An 18,516-nucleotide genomic window follows, 5' to 3' on the forward strand; every position below is an offset into this window, starting at 1 on the left:
AAAACCGTCATTCCCGCGTGCTTTTAGCGGGAATCCATGTTTGATCAGTCGCACAGACAGCAAGGCGGGCACGGTTGATCAAACATGGATACCCGCCTGCGCGGGTATGACGAATTGGGAAGTACGGCAAGCCCAAGCTTTGGGGGCCGTATTGCGTAAGTCCTGTTGATGTATCCGTGAGTGCTGGTGCGCATGGCGCACCCTAGCAGCAGGAACAGATTACGGCAGATCACTATTCCAGGCAACAGGAGTGAGCACATCTCAACAATTCAGGAAAAACTGCCCAGGCTGTCATCCGTCAATATCGTTGCCGCCGCATCCGTACCCTGCTCCCGCAGAGACTGTACCTGATCAGACGCGCAGTCTGCAGCGGTATCCCTGGTGCGTGGTACATCGTCACAATATGTGCTGTCGTCTGTCACATTGGCTGCGGTATCCGCGACAGCATCCAGGTCATTGATGCTACCCAGATATACCCAGGCGCGATGGTCGTCATACCTGTACGAGTAATAATCGTTGGTACTGACACTGTTTGAAGAATAGTCCGGTTCCGCCGTTGTTGCGCCGCCTTTCAGATAGCGCCTGGCCAGTTCGCGCGTCCTTGCCGCCAGTCGGGTGATGTCTTCTTGCAGGTCTGGCGGTATCACCGCTCCGCTGTCACGCAATCTTTCCAGCGACTGCAACAGGTTCTGGTTGGCAAAGCGCAGTTGCTCCGTTGCTTCTACCAGCTTACGGATAGCGGCAATCTCTTCATCAAGCACTTCAAATCCCTTGCCCTGGTGCCGCTCCAGGTAATAAGCGAGGCGCGTCTTCAGCACCACCAGCGCATGGCCGCTGCCAGAACGGGTGAACAGGCCCAGTATCTTGCGGTTTTCCCTGAAGGTTTCACGCACCAGATCATCAACAAAACCAGGGCATTGCTGTTCCAGCGCCATCAGCGTCGTCGATGAAAAGTCCGGCAGCAGACTCTGCACCTGGCTGTCCACCAGCTGCCTGCGCTGGGCCTGGCGCGGTTCCAGCATTGCATTGCGTGCGGCAAGACTCTCCTTCATTGCCTGTATTGACAGCTTCAGGCCTGCAATGGCCACCTCAAGGTCTGACAGGTTGGGGTCTAGCAAGGCGGCATAATCGTAGTTTTCAGGCATAGCTGACTTTCTCTGTCTGGTCACCATCTTCACGGCGGGATTGGAAATAATCGATAAAATACTGACGCAGGCCCGGCTTGCGCATATCGGCATGCCATGCCAGCGGCTGGCCTGGTTGACTGTGCAGATCAGTCCATGGGTTAAAGCCCAGATCGGTGATCTCATGCATGCGCAAGAAATAGCGACGGTGCTGCGCCTCGCCATGCCAGAGGTGACGGATTTCACCGCGCACCACACCCAGCCTGCCCTGCACCTGCTGATAAAAACGCTGGCCCCAGGCTTGCAGATGCCGTATCTGTGCGCGGTCATGCTTCAAGGCGTTCTGTATGCAAAAGTTATAGTCGCCATAAATCGCATGCGCCATGAAATGATCAGCACTGCCAGAGATCGCCGCCTCATACAGGCCCACACTGTCAAACAGGCTGCGCCGCATGGCCCAACCATAACCGGTATGACCATGCGTATCGTAACGCCCGCTGTCAAGCGACTGCGGCTGCGCCTGCATGGTGGCCGCAAACGACGTCACCCGGTCAGGCTGCGCCCCCACACCGCCATCCTGCTGCAGGCGCAGGCAGCTTTGCCACACCTGCGCTATCGGGTACTGCTGCAATACCGCCACCAGCTCCCTCGCCCAATTGCGGTTATCAAAGACGATATCGCAATCGAGCCAGGCCACATACTTGCAATCCCCCGGCAACCACGACGCCGCCAGGTTCAGCAGCCGCTCTTTCTGCCACAGCAGCGTATCAGAACGCACCTGCAAGACATCAAGCGCCGCTGGCAACTCAAACGCCGCATCACCAAACGCACACTCCACCGTGATGCAGTTCACCCCGGCCAAACGCATCCCCCGCATGAAGACATCATAATTCTGCCGCCGCGTGGCATAGCGGCAGGGGTTGAAGTAAGTGGTGAGGACGACGAGTTCAGACATGGAAACAAGTCAGACGGCTAGTTGAACAAACCGCGATCATAGCAAGCTTTGCGGGTGCCGTCGTCTTGATTTAAACTCAGTATTTCATTTCTTTGAAGTCATTTCTTTGAAGATGCACCTGTTTCAGGCAACACTTGAATGGTCTTAAGGACAAGCTGCCGCCATCACCGTCAACACTACCCATATCGTCAGGCAGGAATACCCCTCAGCCGCCTGACGACACGTCCCTCTGAAGTTTGTCCGCAGTGTGTCGGATTAGAGGCTGTTGCTACATTAAGACCGCTAGGCTAACGCTATGGAAGCCCCCTTGCAAGGGGTGCCCGTTACGTCGGCAGACAATATATTGTCTGCCCCCCGACTACACCGTCGCCGACGCAGGCAGTACTTTAGTACCGGGTTCTACGTTCGGGAGGCGCAACAACGCCAGGTTAATTTCGCAACAGCCTCTTATTACACTTTTCCGCATCAATTCTTGTACTCGCCCGGTTTGGGAGAACTGTTTCGCAAGGATTCGGAAACGCTGACCAGCATACGGCTCGATGGCAGGTCATCGCCCATCAGCAGGCGTTTTGGCGACGGCGATGCGGGGTCGTCAGGCTTCGCGTCTGATGTTGTTGCCTGCTTCAACTTGAGACCGCCGCCTGCCATGTCCTCGAAAGACTGTTTTGACACGGATGTGCTGCGCTGGGATGATTCGAGCCTCTCCAGATTCATCGCATCCGGTTTCATCGCCATGAGTTCGGCACGGTAAGCGACCGGCTTATCTGGATGATCGATTTTCGCATTCGCCACCGGATTCAACAGCTTGGGCGTGTTGTTGCCGTCACTGGTGTCGACATAAGAGAAGGCTTTATGGTCGGCAAACTTGACATTCTGCTTGATCAGGTCCTCCTTCAAACCGATCTGTTTCATGTCAAAATGGACTTCAGGTGCAGCGTATTTTTTGTCGGTTTTTTGATAAAAATCCTGATACGCTTTCTCGCGGTCGCCTGCGACATTCATCGCCCAGCTACCGTAGTAGTTGGTGTAATCGAGATTGCCATGTGCTCCAAGCCTGGAGACGTCTGGAGCCTTGTTAAAGTAATATTCACCCATCGCGGCGACATTGTCCTTCGAGTAAGGCATGGTCATGTCGGCATTGAGCGTCAGGCCCGGTTTCATCGTATAGGTATAATTCGCGGCGTCGCCGGTTACGGTGATGAAATCATCCATGCGTCCTGGGGCGGTTTTGTAGATGTCCTTGAGTGTCGCGTCGGGGTTCGCTTTTTTGGCTTGCGAGACTATCGCATTGAAGCCGCCGATATGGGCGGACGCCTCGTCTTTACGTGACGCCTCGATAAAATCCCCAGTCAGCTTGGTATAGTCGTGCGGCCCCGCCTTGTTCTTTGCCACAGTCTCGACGCCGTCAAGGAAATCCTTTGTCGTTTTCTTGGTCTCCGCAGCATTGAAGGAATGCTGGATTTCATGTCCCATCACAAAAACCAGCTCGCCCTTTTTCTGTGCTTTCGTGTTGGCTTCCTTGAGCACGTCCATCGGTAAATTGATGGCTTTTGCGCCAGATTCATACGAACCACCCATGCCGGAATTGGGCGGCAGTGCCTTGAAATTGGTCAAAAAACCTTTATCGACCGAGTCGAGGATGCGCTTCTTCAAATCGGGCGAGTCGTCCAGGATTTTACGCAAATCCTCGCCAGGATTATTATCCGCAGTCTTATTGGTATCACCAAATTTCTTGAGGATTTTATCGAGCTTTTCTTCAGGAGTCGGCGGTACGGCCTTGGCTTTGTTGTCTGGTAATGGCATAAATCGCCTCTCTTAGATGTCGATGACTATCATGGAGACGCAATCGTGGTTCACCTTGTCTCTGTTTTCACCACGAATGGAAATCTGGAGCGAGACTTTGCCACGCGTGAAATACCAGTAAATGAGCCGGTTGTGTTCGCCATAGTAAGGTCTGGCCTGAAAACCTAGTTCCGTCAACCGTTTTGAATAGGCATCAAAATCGACTTGGCAAATCGGCGTCATACTGGCGGAACTGTGGGTCTGATCGTCGAACGAAAATATAAGATTGCTGGGTTCGCCTTCTTTGACGCCCGCAGTCACCATGATTCTAACGGACCAGGTATCGGTAATTTTTGCACCCGCTGCATATTCGTTTGGATTTTTCGAGTCCACATACACCTTCAGACCTGTTGCAATTTCCAAATTTTTTGCTGAAATATCGTCAGGTGTTTTGAGATTGCCGATCAGATCAAGCATGCGGTGGCTGATTTCTTCGGCAGTCATCCGGGGAGCGGCAGGCGTTGTGTTGTTCTGTGTGGTTTCCATAAGCGGCTTGTTGGCATGAGAAGTGGAAGAAGAGGCCGTATCCGAAGAGTGCTGCGCCGGTACATCATGGCTTTGCGCGCAGGCAGTCGTCAATACCGTCAATAGCAGCGACGACAAGACCATGCGGATAGCGTTGCTACTGCGACGCTTGATGCAGCGACTGAGCGGCTCCACGTTTGAGAAAGTGGAAGATGATGCAGTCTTGCGTTTGTTGTCTGGTAAAGGCATAGAGTTTTCCTCTTAAATACTGAGGTCTATCGAAGAGACGCACTTGTGAGTCGCCTTTTCGCTGTTTTCACCGCGAATGTACATGAGGAAATTAACCTTATCTCGCGAAAATCTCCAGTAAATTTGGCGGCCATGTTCGCCATAGCCAGGTTTGGATTCAAAGCCGAGTTCCGTCAGCCGTTTCGCATAGGCGTCAAAATCGACTTGGCAGATTTCCGTCATACTGGCGGAACTATGAGTCTGGTCATCGAACGAGAATAGCAGGCGGCTTCGTTCGCCTTCTTTAACACCCAAGATAACCGTAACGTTAAAGAACCAGGTATCGGTAATTTTTGCACCTGTCCCATATTCATTGGCATTTTTTTCATCCCGGTAAACCTTGAGGCCGAAGGCGGCTTCCAGGTTTTTGAAAGAAATATCGTCAGGTGTTTTGAGTTTGCCAATCAGATCGAGGATGCGATGGCTGGCTTCCTCAGCACTCATGTGCGGTATAACGCGCGTTGTGTTGTTCTGAGTGGTTTCCATAAGCAGCTTGTTGGCATGAGAGGTAGAAGATGAGGCCGTATCCGAAGGGTGCTGCGCCGGTAAATCATGGCTTTGCGCGCAGGCAGTCGTCAGTACCGTCAATAGCAGCGACGACAAGACCATACGGATAGCACTGCTATTGCGACGCCTGAGCGGCCCTGCGTTTGGGAAAGTGGGAGATGATGCGGCAATTTTTTTTGATGGCACTACCAGATCCTTTCAAAAGTCTGGGGCTAAGGTAAATTGCCCCAAAACGTAGCAGCCGTTCATCGTGCTGCTTAAGTGACGATGTCAGTGACAGCGGCCAAAGATACCACCCGGTTTTACACCGTGCCATCATCCCGGCACGAGGCCGATTGTCCCGATTGCGCAGTTATTCCACAGTAAGTCAAATTAATATTATACTATTATTGTTGTATACTTCAATGAACTCCTGAGCCTGCATCATACCGCAGGCGTCATTTGTCGAGATGTTCCCAATCCGCTCATCTGGCGTGATTTCAGTGGGGGGTTATCGTAGTCGTGTTTATAGTGTTTATCTAAGCGCGCACTATTTCATTTCTTCACGATGGGGATAGAATCCGCAAGGATACAACGGCCCTGAGCAAAAGTTGCTATCAAACCGTACGGCACCGCATTTCAGACCATGCAGATGCAGATTGTTGTTCCAGTCAGTGCAGTCAAGGTCTGATCACGCCCGCAGTAGCACTCAGCAGTTTTGCGAAAGCACAGAAAACCAGGCCCTGAAGCCCTGGTCAATATTCTATGTGCTGAAGCAAACCAGCGCTATTCCAGGTATCAATCATGCACTGGAATATCAATTTGCCACGCTCACTCAGATACAGCCCTTCACCCTTCTTGCCATAATCTGCGCGATAAATTTCCAGATAGCGCGCTGCGCAGGCACGCTGCGCCTGATTCAGCGCATTGTATAAATCCACCCGGCCATGCGGAAAAACAGACCATGAACCATCGTAAGTCAATTCACTATCGATTTCGTCAAAATCAGCCACATCAGGATCAAGCGGCAAAAACAAGGCAGCGGCCACTTCGTAAGGATAATCATGACTTTCGCCACCATAATACAGAGAGAGTGCACCCAGCTTTAAAAACGCAGGCAGGTAATACACCGATGCAATCATGGGGAACAATTGCAGGTTATGCGACAGGCTGCAATCCAGGCGACGCAGGCTGAACCCGGGCATTTCTCGCCAGTTATATTCAGCAAAAATTTCCTGCGCCTCGATCCCTATCCTGTCGCGCGGCCAGGCAAATTGGGGTCGCTCCAAAGGGAAGGCTGCATTGAGTTGCTTTTCAAAATTGACGTAGTCGGTAAAAGTCATTTTTTCATTCTTTGTTGATTTTCAAAAACTGCCGCCTGCATTGCACACCAGCACCGTTCGTCATCAAGTAGCCAAAAGCAAGGTGATATTGCAAGTGAATACCCAATGGTGATACTTAATTCGACAATAGCATTAAAATAATAACAATTGTTTTATATCAAGTTTTTTGCACTAATTTACAAAAAGTGTTTTCTTGCAATATAATGCAGCAACATTTTTAATCTCCACCCTTCCCCCTTTTTTTGCATATTACAAATCGTGTGACATCACGCGATGCAGTCTTTTTCTTGCAAAAAAAATACCCCAACCCCTGTTCAAGCCACTCTTTATGATTTTAAATAAACGCGTCCCCCCCAAGAGACTGTTACGCAAAATACCCTATTTTTTCCTGGCGTTTGCTTCGTTTCAACAATCTGCAATGGCAGATACTCAGGCCAAATCGCCCATTCCTGCTACACATAAGATCGTTGCCTGGACTGGAGTGACTGGAAGAACTAGCTCTCCGGGAGAAACTTGTGCCCAATATCAAGCAATAAACACTGCGGCGTCACCCATTTGGGGTTGGCGTCTCTCTCGAGTAATACCAAATGCAGGCAGCCGTCCAGATGCTGAGGTCTATGATTGTTATTACAAATATACCTATACTGACGGTCATACAGCTGAAGTGGCATTCATCTCTACGGAAGCAATTTATGAATGGCGCTGCTCAAGCCCTTATACCCTGGCCGGCAATCAATGTGTTCTTCCACCCAAGAAAGAGCAGTGCCCAAAAACAAACGCAGGTAATCCAATTGACTTTTCGACAGGAACAAAAGAACAGGCAGAGACTGATTATAAAAGTGTTGATGGCGAACTGGAATTTGTACGCTACTACCGCAGTGACAGCGTAACGCAAAACGTCGGCAATACAACTGTCACAGTACCAGCTCCCGGTTTTGGCTGGCAGCATAATTTCCATCGGGCTCTGGTCTTGCATACGGCAGCCCCGGTCGTAACGATATCCCGTCATAACGGCACAGTCTATGCGTTTACCTTGTCCAATGGCGTCTGGACGGGGGACGCTGACGACAATGCCAGATTACAGCAACTGACTGATGCTGACGGCAAACTGACTGGCTGGGTCTATACCTCATCCATGAACTATACCGAGACCTATGACGCCGATGGCCGTCTGACGTCAGTAAAAACCCGCGCCGGCGCCCTGCAAACATTGACCTATGACGACACAACCAAATTGCTGACGCGTGTAGTTGATTCATTTGGCCGACAGTTGCAGTTTGCTTATGACGACCAGTCACGCCTCAAGCAATTGACCACGCCAGATAGCAGAACTTACACCTATGCCTACGACACCAATGGCAACCTGGCGTCGGTAACCTACCCTGACACCAAGACCCGTAGCTATGTCTATGAAAACGCCAGCTTCCCCCATGCATTGACAGGGATCATTGACGAAAACGGCGCCCGCTTTGCCACCTGGAAGTACGATACACAAGGTCGGGGTTTCTCAAGCGAACATGCCGCTGGCATTGATAAGTACACCATCGACTACAGTGTTGGCGCCTATGGCAGAAACGTCACTGATCCGCTTGGTGCAACGAGGTCTTATACACTTTCACCACTGCTCGATACGGTTAAAATTCTTTACATCAATCAGCCCGGTGGTTCTGGCTGCAATGCTTCATTCAGCGGGCTCACTTATGATGGCAACGGCAATATAAAAAGCGGGACTGATTTCAACGGCAATGCAACGAACTATACCTATGACCTGACACGCAACCTGGAGACCAAACGTGTTATCGCCAATGGCACTGCCCAGGCGCAAACCGTGTCGACCATCTGGCATCCGACACTGAATATACCAACTCAGGTCAATGAACCTTTGTTGCGAACTACGTATACTCATGACACCAACGGCAATATCCTGACAAAAACCTTGCAGGCAACCAGCGATGCAGATGGTAGCCAGGGTGCCAATGCCAGCCCTGTTGGCAGCCCCCGTGTCTGGACTTATACCTACAATAATCTGGGGCAAGTGCTGACTTTTACAGGCCCACGTACTGACGTGGTCAATAAAATGACCAACACTTACGATGCACAGGGCAACCTGATCAGTACGAGTAATGGCGCTGGTCACGTGACAACGCTGACAAATTATGATGCCAATGGCAGACCAGGCCAGACCACCGACCCGAATGGTGTCGTCACCACATACACTTACACAGAGCGCGGCTGGTTAAAACAACGCGTCGTCACCGCGGGCGGTATATCTGAAACCACAACCTATGATTATGACGGTGTAGGCCAGATGACCAAGGTGACACTGCCAGACAACAGCAGCATTAATTACACCTATGACGACGCCCACAGGCTCACAAAAGTCAGTGACAGCCTGGGCAACAGTATCAACTACACCCTCGACAACATCGGCAACCGCATTAACGAAACCGTGACAGATGGTGGCGGCAATCTGAAACGCCAGGTCACCCGTATCTATGACGCGCTGAACCGTCTGCAACAAGTCACAGGGGCAGCACAATGAACTATTCTATGAAACAGACATTCCGCAACACCCTGCTGGCCGTGGCCATCACTGCCCTGTTTGCCCAGGCACAAGCACAATCGACTGTGTACCAATATGAATATGATGCGGGTGGAAATCTCACCAAAATCACCAACGGCAATAATGCCGTCACGCGCCAAAAGTACGATGCGCTAAACCGCCTGCAAACACAGACAGACGCCAATAACCAGGTCACCAGTTTTGAGTACGATGGCCAAAACCACCTCACCAAAGTGACGGATGCACGCAACCTGAGCACTCTTTACACAGTGGACGGTCTTGGCAATCAGCTCGGTTTGAATAGTCCCGACACCGGTGTGACCACAACAACGGTAGACGCCGCTGGCAATGTATTGACTAAAACCGATGCCAAAGGCCAGACCACCAGCTATGCCTATGATGTGATTGACCGCATCATCCGTATCAGCTATAGCGATGGCAATGTCGCCACTTACACCTATGACCAGGGTGCCAACGCCAAAGGCCGGCTGACACAGATCAGCGACAACAATGGCAGCATCGCTTACACCTATGATGAACGTGGCCGCATCCTGACAGAGACGCGCACCATCGCTGGCACAAACAACGTGACAGCCTACCAGTATGACAATGCAGGCCGCCTGAGCAAGCTCACCTACCCCAATGGCCGCCAGATCAGCTACACCCGCGATGCCTTGGGCCGCATTACCCAGATCGACACCAGCAAAGACGGTATTACAACGACCATCCTGAGCCAGGCTACCTATCGCCCGTTTGGCAGCATACAAAGCTATCGCAATAGTGCCGGCCAAACCAATAGTCGTGGCTTCGACAATGAAGAACGTATCGCCAGCTTCACGCTCAATGACAAGGTGCAAGCCGTCACCTATGATGCTGCCAGCCGTATCACAGCGATTAATGAAACCAATAACCCTGCCCGTCAGGCAGGCTATGGCTATGACAACCTGGACCGTCTGACCAGCTACACGACACCGCAAACCAGCCAGAGCTTCACGTATGACGCTGTCGGCAACCGCAATACCAAAACCAATGGCGCGGCCAACACCAGCTATACCTATGCCGCCAACAGCAACCGCCTGACCCAGGTCAGCGACAGCCAGAGCACGGCTATCGCCATGGACGCCAACGGCAGCACGACCAATAACGGCAAGGCGCAATTCAACTATGACGCCCGTGGCCGCATGGTTTCCGTCGTAACCAGCATAGGCACGGTGCAGTACCTGATTAACGCCCTGGGCCAGCGCGTACAAAAGAGCGTGCCCGCCAATGGCGGCAACCCGGCGACCAGTACCATCTACCACTACGACCTGAATGGGAAAATCATCAGTGAGCGCAGCGGACAAAATGGCGTGGATTATATCTACCTCGATAACCTGCTGGTCGCCGTGATCAAGTAAGTCTGCATTCAAAGCACACAGACAAAACACGGATTAAACCCATTACGAAAACCGCCATCAGATCACCCACGAGAGCAGGTCTGATGGCAAGGGAGAGAAATTTGTTTCAACCAAGATCAAACATCATCGCGACCAGCGTCGCCCTGATCTGCCTGACTGGCCTCGCCATCAGCAGCCCGGCCTTCGCCGTCGCACCCACAGTCAGTTTGACCGCACCGGCAGCCAATGCCCGCTATGGCGCACCGGCAGCCATTACCCTGACAGCCAGCGCCGTTAACAGCGGCGACACCATCAGCAAGGTCGAGTTCTACCAGGGCGCGACCCTGATTGGTACCGTCACCAGCGCACCGTATACCTACAACTGGAGCAATGTCGCGACAGGTAGCTACAGCCTCACCGCCAAAGCCACCAACAGCCATAATGAAAGCAAGACTTCGGCTGCTGTTGCCGTTGTCGTCAACAATGCCCCGACAGTCAGCCTCACCGCCCCGGCTGCCAATACCAGTGTGGCTGGCAAAGCCAGCATCACCATCACCGCCAATGCCAGCGATGCCGACGGCAGCATCAGCAAAGTCGAGTTCTACAATGGCGCCACCCTGCTGGGCAGCGACACCACTGCACCGTACAGCTATAGCTGGACCAATGTCGCACCAGGCACGTACAGCATCACCGCCAAGGCGACTGACAACCTCAGCGGCACAACGACCAGCAGCCCGGTCAGCGTCACGGTCACTAACCCGATCACGGTCAACCTGACTGCACCGGCCAATAATGCCAGTGTGACAGTGGGCACACCGATTGCCATCACAGCGACAGCGGCAGACAGCAAGGGCAGCATCTCAAAGGTTGAGTTCTACAATGGCACCACCTTACTGGGCAGTGCAACCGCCAGCCCCTACAGCTACAACTGGACCAATGCAGCAGTGGGCACTTATAGCCTTACCGCCAAAGTGACTGACAGCCAGAGCCTGACGCAGACCAGTACGGCTGTCAGTGTGCAGGTCAAGGCGGCAGCAACGACACCGCCCACCGTCAACCTAACACCCGCAGTCAAACAAGGCACACAGACTGCACCAGCCAATGGCAGTTTCGTTGCCCCGGCAGGCATCAGCCTGACAGCGACAGCCACGCCGGCATCCGGCAGTACGATTAGCAAGGTGGAGTTTTACCAGGGTGCAACGCTGATCGGCACCGCCACCGCACCAACGATAGCGAACGGCAACAACTACAGCGTCAACTGGAACAATGTCACTGCCAACAGCTACAGCATCACTGCCAAGGCAACCGACAACAAAAACGCCACGGCCACCACCGCGCCAGTCACGGTCAACGTCATCAACAACACGCCGCCAACAGTAAGCCTGACAGCCAATCCTGCCAACGCTACCGCACCGGCAACCATCATCTTGAATGCCACTGCGGCAGACAGCGATGGCACGATCACGCAGGTAGAATTTTTGAATGGCACGAACAGTATTGCAACAGTTACACAGGCACCGTATACCAGCAACTGGGCGAATGTGACACAGGGCAATTACAGCCTGACGGCCAAGGCCACAGACAACCTGGGGGCAACCACGACCTCAGCAGTTGTGCCGGTGATAGTGGCAGCATACCAACCCAAAGTGTATGACGTTAGTAACGACCAATTGGGTACACCACGTGTCGTCACTGATAGCACAGGAACTGAAGTATGGCGCTGGGATTCAGCCCCGTTTGGGGAAACACTTGCGAATGAGCAACCTGCGAGTCAGCAAACCAGGTTCAACTTTAACATGCGTTTTCCGGGGCAATATTTTGATCAAGAGACCAATCTGCACTATAACTACTTTAGAGATTACGATCCGCAGGCAGGCAGGTATGTCCAAAGTGACCCCATTGGGTTGAGGGGTGGAATAAATACCTATGCATACGTTAGCGGAGATCCTGTCACTAAAGTCGACCCGAGAGGACTACAAGATGGCCCAGGAATTCGCACTTACTTAAGACCTGATATGCTGCGACAAGAGGAAAAAGAGATAGAACAGAGTAAGCAGGGTAAGCAATGTAAGTGTAAAAAACCAGAATTCGGCGGGTACGCACAGGGCGGAGTTGGTGCATCTGGTCATTTCGTTATGGCAGGTGCAAGCGCAAGTTATAGTGCAGCAATTAGTACAAGTGGTCAAATTTGCAAAATCAAAACCATTTGTGTCAGGATTGGACCTGGAATGTACGCTGGTGCCGGTGGTAGTGTGGGTGCCGGAGCAGTAATGGGCGATACCGACTCTTTGGGTGGACTAAGTATTGGAGTAGGAGCAGACATAGGATTTGGTGTATCTGTAGGTGGGCAAGCTACTGTTGGATTCAATAAAGATTGGAGTGTAAGCTCGGCAGGTGGCGCCAAAGGAAAGGGCGGCGGCGGGTACGGTGTTAATATTGGCGTAGATTTTTGTTATTCATTTCCAGTTTGCCAGGAATGCAAAGAATGAAAGCACATTGGCGCGGTACAATTTTAATTTTGATTTGCTTATTAGGATACAACATAGTGTCAGATAATGACATTTTCAGTGACTACGACACTCGACAGATTTTTCTCTGTTTGTTTGTACTCGGAGCAATAGCTGGTGGAGTAGTATCAGTCGTTGATTCAATAGCTGAGATGCGATCACACAAGCGTCGCAATGACACGGATAAAGATGACTCCAACTAAAGTCCGATTGCTGTAAAAGCATTGAGCTTTGTTGTTGTTTTAATTTTGGAAAGCGTCAAATAGCTTTGTACTGAAATGCTTTCAATTTAAGCCACTCGTACCCTGTCGGATACGAGTGGCTTTTTATTGTGCGTCATGCCAGTTGATCCCGACACCTCACACACGAGCAGTATCAGATACAGCGTCGTCAACACCACCCGTGTTTGTTGTTACCTGCTACTCCGCAAACCTGTACCTGACCATATACCGATTCGCCGCCATGTCGCAGGGTTGGCCGGCGACGCTGTTGGGGATCAGGCCGAAGTAGATGTCGTACTGGTTGCCGCCTACTGCCTGTACACCGGGGGCGACGGTGCCGCAGTACGGTGCGCCAGCGTTCAGGATGATGGCTTGCGGGACTGACTGGGTAAAGTCAGTGTTGTTCTGCGAAGTGACCTTGTAGATGTTGGCGGTCGTTGTGTAGGCTTCGCCACTGGGGTAATGGCCGGCGTTATACACATTGGCAAACAGGTGCCACTGGTTATTGAAGTAGCGTACTTCAGGGTTGGCGACTGTCGCACCGGGGACGTTGAGAACTGTCTTGTAGTTTGTCGATGCTGCCCGCCTCTCGCCAGTGACGCTCACCATTTTGACCTTGCCTTTTTCTGGCTCGTTCCTGTCGTCAAAATAGACCTTCCAGTACGTGCCGTCAGGCTGCGGGTCGAAGATGGCGGAAGGTTCGGATGCGGCGACGGTCGGGCCAGAGATCAGGGCTTGCGGATAAAACCAGTTGATGCCGTCGGCCGACACCATGGACCATATTTCATTGCCAGTTTGTACGTCACAAAGATTGGGGCTGCACATGGTAAAAAACATGGTGTACTGGACCAGCCCGTTGGCGGCGTTAAGATGCCTGGTCACGGACGGGTCGGTGACGTGGTTGATGTACACATTCCTGAAGGCGTTGCCGTCGGTCACAAAGCCGCTCTGGTTGGCCGTGAAGGTGGTCCCGACATTATTGTTGGGTGCACCCAGGTAGACAAAAGAAAAAGCACCGGGGCTGCCTGGGGTGACGATGGTGTAGCGCTGGCCCTGGATGAACTGTCCAGAGAATGTATTGGGGCCGGGGTGCAGCATCATCGCCAGCCTGTTCGGAGTCAGCACGGGGATGGGGGCGCTCCAGTTGACGTTGTCGGTTGATTCGCGATAATAAATCGTATCTTCCATATTGGTGCTACTGTCTTGCCAGGCGCTGTGCCACATTTTGTATTTGCCATCGACCAGTATGGTGGCGCCATAGACATTGGTGCCGGGAAACACGATTTGCCCGTCTACATAGGTGTCTGATCTGGCCGGCATGGACATCATCAGCGCCAGCATTGCCAGCAGACAGGTCAGCCAGCCTGTCAGGGTGCTTTTGTATTGTTTCAGTTCTGGATGTAATTTCAAATTCAGTCTCGCATTGACTCTCATACTTTTCTCCGGCAAATGATCAAATGAAAAAACCTGGTGATGCGGCGAGGGCGGCAAAGAGCGGATAATATTTGCCCTGCCGTGCAGATGCTTCAGTGCAGGTACTTCAATAGCAATACGTCGATGTTGATCTGTAAAAGGAAGGATGTGGAAAACAAGCTAACCTGCCTGGGATGTCTGGTTAGTACGCCTGCTGTGTTCGTGACGACGTTATGCGTCGCAGGACACTTGGTATTTATACCATACTTATAATGGCAAAATAGCCATTACCACCATAATATTTTTACATGTAGTGGCGATGCACCCTGTGCTGCTGCGGCCGCTATACTATAAAACCCGCCACGAGCCTGTACACCATGCGCCTGCAAATCCTGTCTGACCTGCATCTTGATATCTGGGGTGACAGCGTCCCTATTTATGACACCTCCATCAGCAAACCCGATGCCGTGGTGCTGGCCGGTGATATCCACAAGGGTGACAAGGCGGTGGCCTGGGCGGAGCGGCAGTTTGCCGGCATCCCTGTGCTGTATGTGCATGGCAATCATGAAGCCTATGGCAAAAACCTGGAAGACATGCAGGCAGACATTGCACGTGCCTGCAAGGCCAGCAGCAATGTGCATTTTCTCGATAGCGGTGAATTCAAGCTTGGTGACATACGCTTTGTCGGCGCAACGCTGTGGACAGATTTTTGCCTGTTCGGCGAAGAGCAACGCTACCTTGCCATGCAGGAAGCGGCAGAGGTGATGGCCGACTATGAACGCATCTGCCTGGCCAGTGATGGCTATCGCAAATTGCAACCGGCGGACACGGCGCTGATGCACGCCCGGCAAAAGTCCTGGCTGTGCAAGCAACTCGACAGCCCATTCCATGGCAAGACTGTGGTCATCACGCACATGGCCCCGTCCATGCAGTCTGTTGCACTGCGTTATGCCGAGGATTTGAGTTCCGCCGCCTTTGCCTCCAACCTGGAACAGCTGGCCGCCAGGGCTGACCTGTGGATACACGGCCACATGCATGACAGTTTTGATTACCGGCTCGGCACATGCCGCGTGATCTGCAACCCTTGCGGTTATCCCCTGCGCAATGGCAGGATGGAAAACGCCAGCTTTGATCCCAATCTGGTGGTGACGCTGTAGTAACCTATGTAGGACAACAAGTAGGGAAAACAAGCCCGTAAAACCCATTTGCAACATGCCCGCGCATATCCAAAGCAAAGCCTGCAGACTGATGCGATAATAAACGTGCAGGGCTTTTTTATCACTAGGTGGCGTACATGGACTTCGACTGGCATAGCGATCCCATCACAAGAGAAACAGAAGTCGACCTCAATTACAGGAACACGCAAAACGTGCGGCGCTTCCTGCTTGAGCATTGCGGTGAAGACTTCAAGTTTGACCAGGAGTTCATGGCCTGGATACGTGACGACAGCTATAAGACCATGGGTGACGTTGCCGATGAATGGCTGAGGCGGCAGGCTGAAGACTGATCCCCCGCCCGTCTTCTGACACGGGTGATGCCGTGACGCCGTCACCCGGACATGAAACGCAACGCCCTCCCGAGCAAGCAGCAAAAAACCCGGCTAAAAAACCGGGTTTCCCTGAGATCATTCAGCTATGCCTGAATGACAGGCAAGGCTATCTTGTCGCTCTCACCCCTGCCACAGCTTGAATTCTATGCCGTTCTGTATCGTGCCGATCACCTGTGCCTGGTTTTCGGTACTTTCACAGAAGCTGGCCAGTGCGCCCGCTGCGGTGATTTTGCCTGTGCTTAATTGATTGTTCCAGTAATCAAAACCGGCCTGGTCAGGTGCGCGGTGCAATACGTTTTGATAGAAGTTGGTGATCAGGGTCGTGGTCGATGGATTGGCGCCATACAGCTTCTGGAATTCTGGTGACTGGAAGAAACCGGCCGCCACGGTGGTCAGGCTGGAGCCTTTATCCATGTCCTTGATCCAGTAACCAAGACCTTCGAGATCAGGCTTGCGGCCAAAGGCTGCCTGGTACAGGCGGTAGGCCTGGCCAGCGGTGCCATTGATATCCAGGGCGACGCTCTTGTCGGCAAATTGCAGGCGCTCTACATTGACCAGGCTGTCGACGTCGCCGCTGGCGTTGACGCGCACCTGATAGCCGCCACCTGTCTTGCTGACGTTAAACCCGGCTGCAACGCCGTTGAAAATGGCGGTATCCATGCCGGTGCCGCCGTCAATATTGTGGTTGCCCGTGCCAACATTGATCGCGTCATTACCGCTGCCGGCGTTGACGTGCAGGCGGCCACCGCCGCCGTTGATGGTGATCAGGTCTGCCCCGGCGCCAGAGGCGATCAGGTAGTCTGAATACAAGGTCGACGGCAAATCGACATTGATGACATCGGCGTCGCCAAACAGTGATTCATTGGCCAGCAGCTTTTCATCGATGACCTGGTTGGCGGCTATCGGTGCAGATACACCGCTGATGCGCATATAGCTGCCATCGCGGTATTCGGTGGAGGTGGCTGTCATCGTGCCGGTCACGACTGACTTGGACAGGCCCTGGCCTATCGACAGAGTGTTGCCAGACAAGCTGAAGTTACCATCTATGCTGCTGGAAGTCATGAACTTGTCTGCCGTCGTCGAAATACGGGTGACGGTGCCGCTGCTGTTGCCGCTGGTATCCCCCTTGATGGACCCCTGCACGGTGATCGCCACGTTACCGACAACCGGGTCATAGGACGGGCTGTTGGTCGGCAACAGAGTAGAGACAAAAAAGCTCGATGCCTGTACACCGGTACTGTTGATGGACAAGGTGTTGTTGCCGCTGATGCTGTAGTCAAAGCTGAAACGGCCTGTCTCGGTGATGGACATGAAGCCGTTCTTGTACATCTGCACGCTGGTCGCGGTGGCAGAACCTTGCGTGGCGTTCGGGTTATCCAGCACCACGCCGTTATAGATCATCGTGGCGCCATCAGGAAAGCCGAACTGCACCCGGCTGCCGCTGAAGTCAAACGAGGAATAATACTGGTGATCTTTGGACCAGGCCGCACCGAGCTTGGCAAAGGCATCAAACAAGCTGCCCAGTGAACCATTAGTGGGGGGATTTTTTTGTGCGCTCTGGTAATTGGTGTTGATGACGTTTTGTGACTGTTTGATATTGATGGTTGCCATAAGGAAGATATATTTGTGTGCTGACTGGGGTGGTAATAAGGCGATTACTGTTTTGGTGACCAGGCTACCGACACTGCGCCCCGGTCTGCCGGTATTGACTGCTTTTAATAACGGAATACCCTGCCGGATGCATTCAGTAATGGGTTAATTAAACGCAAATAAACGCAAAAATATTTACGCGGCGATTGTAACAGACTGTTTCATGCCATTTATGACAACACTGGTTTGTCAACTTATTTAACAATTACAGAAATACAGCTGTTGGATGCCACTCTGGCTATCGTAGAAGGCACAATGCTTGCTTGTTAGCATTAAAAGCAGATTAATAACAAATTTAGTTGCAATTTCAATAATGATCATTTATATTTTTAGAATAACAATCTAGCAAATATATTTTCATTTTCCCCTGAGCCTTGAGGTCTCGGCTGACAATTTCCTGGAGTAGGCATGAAAGAACTGCGTATCCTGTTGACCATACTGGTGTTATTCACCCTGTCGGCCTGTGAAGGGAGCTGGTCCAGTCCGCGTTATCAACTAGTGACGGCGTCGGACGGCAAGGTCTATAGAATCGACTCGCAATCGGGCACGGTGCACTATGTCACCGCTGAAAAAATGCAAGCCCTCAATGACGGCCTGCCCACCCTGCATGTGGGCGAGTATTACCAGATGGCAGACGCCGACGGCAACAGCAAATACCTGAAGTATCTGGGCAATGCGCAGTTTGAAAAAAGCCCCGCCACGACCCAGAAGCAATAAATCAATTTAAGAACCTG

General features: G+C 52.2%; 15 protein-coding genes. 7 read left to right on the forward strand and 8 right to left on the reverse strand.

Annotated features, from left to right (window positions below; translation table 11 throughout):
• Positions 1-269: 269 nt before the first annotated feature.
• The 4 genes from LZ463_RS27040 to LZ463_RS27055 form a co-directional block, all read right to left on the reverse strand.
• A complete protein-coding gene (locus tag LZ463_RS27040; protein WP_241459435.1) occupies positions 270-1,145 on the reverse strand; it encodes a hypothetical protein in 876 nt (291 codons plus the stop codon).
• Positions 1,138-2,079, reverse strand: a complete 942-nt coding sequence (locus LZ463_RS27045) for a glycosyltransferase (protein ID WP_241459436.1) — start codon at positions 2,077-2,079, stop codon at positions 1,138-1,140. Before LZ463_RS27045 ends, LZ463_RS27040 begins: the two co-directional genes overlap by 8 nt.
• Positions 2,080-2,544: 465 nt before the next feature.
• Positions 2,545-3,882: a hypothetical protein gene (locus LZ463_RS27050; RefSeq protein ID WP_241459437.1), complete on the reverse strand. Its 1,338-nt coding sequence runs from the start codon at positions 3,880-3,882 to the stop codon at positions 2,545-2,547.
• A gap of 12 nt (positions 3,883-3,894) precedes the next feature.
• Entirely contained in the window at positions 3,895-4,407 is a 513-nt protein-coding gene (locus LZ463_RS27055; protein WP_241459438.1) for a hypothetical protein, read from the reverse strand.
• Positions 4,408-4,429: 22 nt separating this feature from the next.
• Between LZ463_RS27055 and LZ463_RS27060 the strand changes: the two genes are divergently transcribed.
• Positions 4,430-4,651 (forward strand): hypothetical protein, encoded by a 222-nt coding sequence (locus LZ463_RS27060; RefSeq protein WP_241459439.1) that lies wholly within the window; start codon positions 4,430-4,432, stop codon positions 4,649-4,651.
• On the opposite strand, the gene LZ463_RS27065 is transcribed toward LZ463_RS27060, so the two are convergent.
• Together LZ463_RS27065 and LZ463_RS27070 are read right to left on the reverse strand one after the other, a co-directional pair.
• Positions 4,648-5,367 (reverse strand): hypothetical protein, encoded by a 720-nt coding sequence (locus tag LZ463_RS27065; RefSeq protein ID WP_241459440.1) that lies wholly within the window; start codon positions 5,365-5,367, stop codon positions 4,648-4,650. The two genes, LZ463_RS27060 and LZ463_RS27065, sit on opposite strands and share 4 nt — an antisense overlap.
• A gap of 548 nt (positions 5,368-5,915) precedes the next feature.
• Entirely contained in the window at positions 5,916-6,503 is a 588-nt protein-coding gene (locus LZ463_RS27070; RefSeq protein WP_241459441.1) for a hypothetical protein, read from the reverse strand.
• 664 nt (positions 6,504-7,167) lie between these two features.
• Here LZ463_RS27070 and LZ463_RS27075 point away from each other — a divergent pair.
• The 3 genes from LZ463_RS27075 to LZ463_RS27085 all read left to right on the forward strand — a co-directional run bounded on the left by LZ463_RS27075 (position 7,168) and on the right by LZ463_RS27085 (position 12,931).
• Positions 7,168-9,045, forward strand: coding sequence for a DUF6531 domain-containing protein (locus LZ463_RS27075; RefSeq protein ID WP_241459442.1), 1,878 nt, complete (start codon positions 7,168-7,170; stop codon positions 9,043-9,045).
• Between the two features lie 8 nt (positions 9,046-9,053).
• Positions 9,054-10,463, forward strand: a complete 1,410-nt coding sequence (locus LZ463_RS27080) for an RHS repeat domain-containing protein (RefSeq protein ID WP_241459443.1) — start codon at positions 9,054-9,056, stop codon at positions 10,461-10,463.
• Between the two features lie 101 nt (positions 10,464-10,564).
• On the forward strand, positions 10,565-12,931 hold the full coding sequence (locus LZ463_RS27085) for an Ig-like domain-containing protein (protein ID WP_241459444.1): 2,367 nt from the start codon (positions 10,565-10,567) through the stop codon (positions 12,929-12,931).
• 437 nt (positions 12,932-13,368) lie between these two features.
• Here the strand turns inward: LZ463_RS27085 and LZ463_RS27090 are convergent, their stop codons facing one another.
• Complete coding sequence (locus LZ463_RS27090; RefSeq protein WP_241459445.1) at positions 13,369-14,604, reverse strand: hypothetical protein; 1,236 nt, start codon at positions 14,602-14,604, stop codon at positions 13,369-13,371.
• Between the two features lie 356 nt (positions 14,605-14,960).
• Between LZ463_RS27090 and LZ463_RS27095 the strand changes: the two genes are divergently transcribed.
• Positions 14,961-15,740: a metallophosphoesterase gene (locus LZ463_RS27095; protein WP_241459446.1), complete on the forward strand. Its 780-nt coding sequence runs from the start codon at positions 14,961-14,963 to the stop codon at positions 15,738-15,740.
• A gap of 137 nt (positions 15,741-15,877) precedes the next feature.
• The gene (locus LZ463_RS27100; RefSeq protein WP_241459447.1) at positions 15,878-16,090 is read left to right on the forward strand and encodes a DUF6434 domain-containing protein; all 213 of its coding nucleotides are present in this window, start codon (positions 15,878-15,880) and stop codon (positions 16,088-16,090) included.
• A 162-nt stretch (positions 16,091-16,252) separates the two neighbouring features.
• On the opposite strand, the gene LZ463_RS27105 is transcribed toward LZ463_RS27100, so the two are convergent.
• Positions 16,253-17,743, reverse strand: coding sequence for a DUF4214 domain-containing protein (locus tag LZ463_RS27105; RefSeq protein WP_241459448.1), 1,491 nt, complete (start codon positions 17,741-17,743; stop codon positions 16,253-16,255).
• 447 nt (positions 17,744-18,190) lie between these two features.
• Between LZ463_RS27105 and LZ463_RS27110 the strand changes: the two genes are divergently transcribed.
• Positions 18,191-18,499 carry a YgdI/YgdR family lipoprotein gene (locus LZ463_RS27110; protein ID WP_241459449.1) on the forward strand — a complete coding sequence of 103 codons (309 nt, stop codon included), beginning with the start codon at positions 18,191-18,193 and terminating at the stop codon, positions 18,497-18,499.
• Positions 18,500-18,516: the final 17 nt, after the last annotated feature.

Origin of the sequence: Undibacterium paludis (assembly GCF_022568815.1) — a bacterium.
GTDB lineage: Bacteria > Pseudomonadota > Gammaproteobacteria > Burkholderiales > Burkholderiaceae_D > Undibacterium.

What these genes read in the sequence shown, in the direction of transcription:
- LZ463_RS27055 (WP_241459438.1), bottom strand. Translation starts at nt 4,407, where the DNA reads ATGGAAACCACACAGAACAACACAACGCCTGCCGCTCCCCGGATGACT.
- LZ463_RS27095 (WP_241459446.1), top strand. Translation starts at nt 14,961, where the DNA reads ATGCGCCTGCAAATCCTGTCTGACCTGCATCTTGATATCTGGGGTGAC.
- LZ463_RS27040 (WP_241459435.1), bottom strand. Translation starts at nt 1,145, where the DNA reads ATGCCTGAAAACTACGATTATGCCGCCTTGCTAGACCCCAACCTGTCA.
- LZ463_RS27100 (WP_241459447.1), top strand. Translation starts at nt 15,878, where the DNA reads ATGGACTTCGACTGGCATAGCGATCCCATCACAAGAGAAACAGAAGTC.
- LZ463_RS27105 (WP_241459448.1), bottom strand. Translation starts at nt 17,743, where the DNA reads ATGGCAACCATCAATATCAAACAGTCACAAAACGTCATCAACACCAAT.
- LZ463_RS27110 (WP_241459449.1), top strand. Translation starts at nt 18,191, where the DNA reads ATGAAAGAACTGCGTATCCTGTTGACCATACTGGTGTTATTCACCCTG.
- LZ463_RS27050 (WP_241459437.1), bottom strand. Translation starts at nt 3,882, where the DNA reads ATGCCATTACCAGACAACAAAGCCAAGGCCGTACCGCCGACTCCTGAA.
- LZ463_RS27045 (WP_241459436.1), bottom strand. Translation starts at nt 2,079, where the DNA reads ATGTCTGAACTCGTCGTCCTCACCACTTACTTCAACCCCTGCCGCTAT.
- LZ463_RS27090 (WP_241459445.1), bottom strand. Translation starts at nt 14,604, where the DNA reads ATGAGAGTCAATGCGAGACTGAATTTGAAATTACATCCAGAACTGAAA.
- LZ463_RS27080 (WP_241459443.1), top strand. Translation starts at nt 9,054, where the DNA reads ATGAAACAGACATTCCGCAACACCCTGCTGGCCGTGGCCATCACTGCC.
- LZ463_RS27070 (WP_241459441.1), bottom strand. Translation starts at nt 6,503, where the DNA reads ATGACTTTTACCGACTACGTCAATTTTGAAAAGCAACTCAATGCAGCC.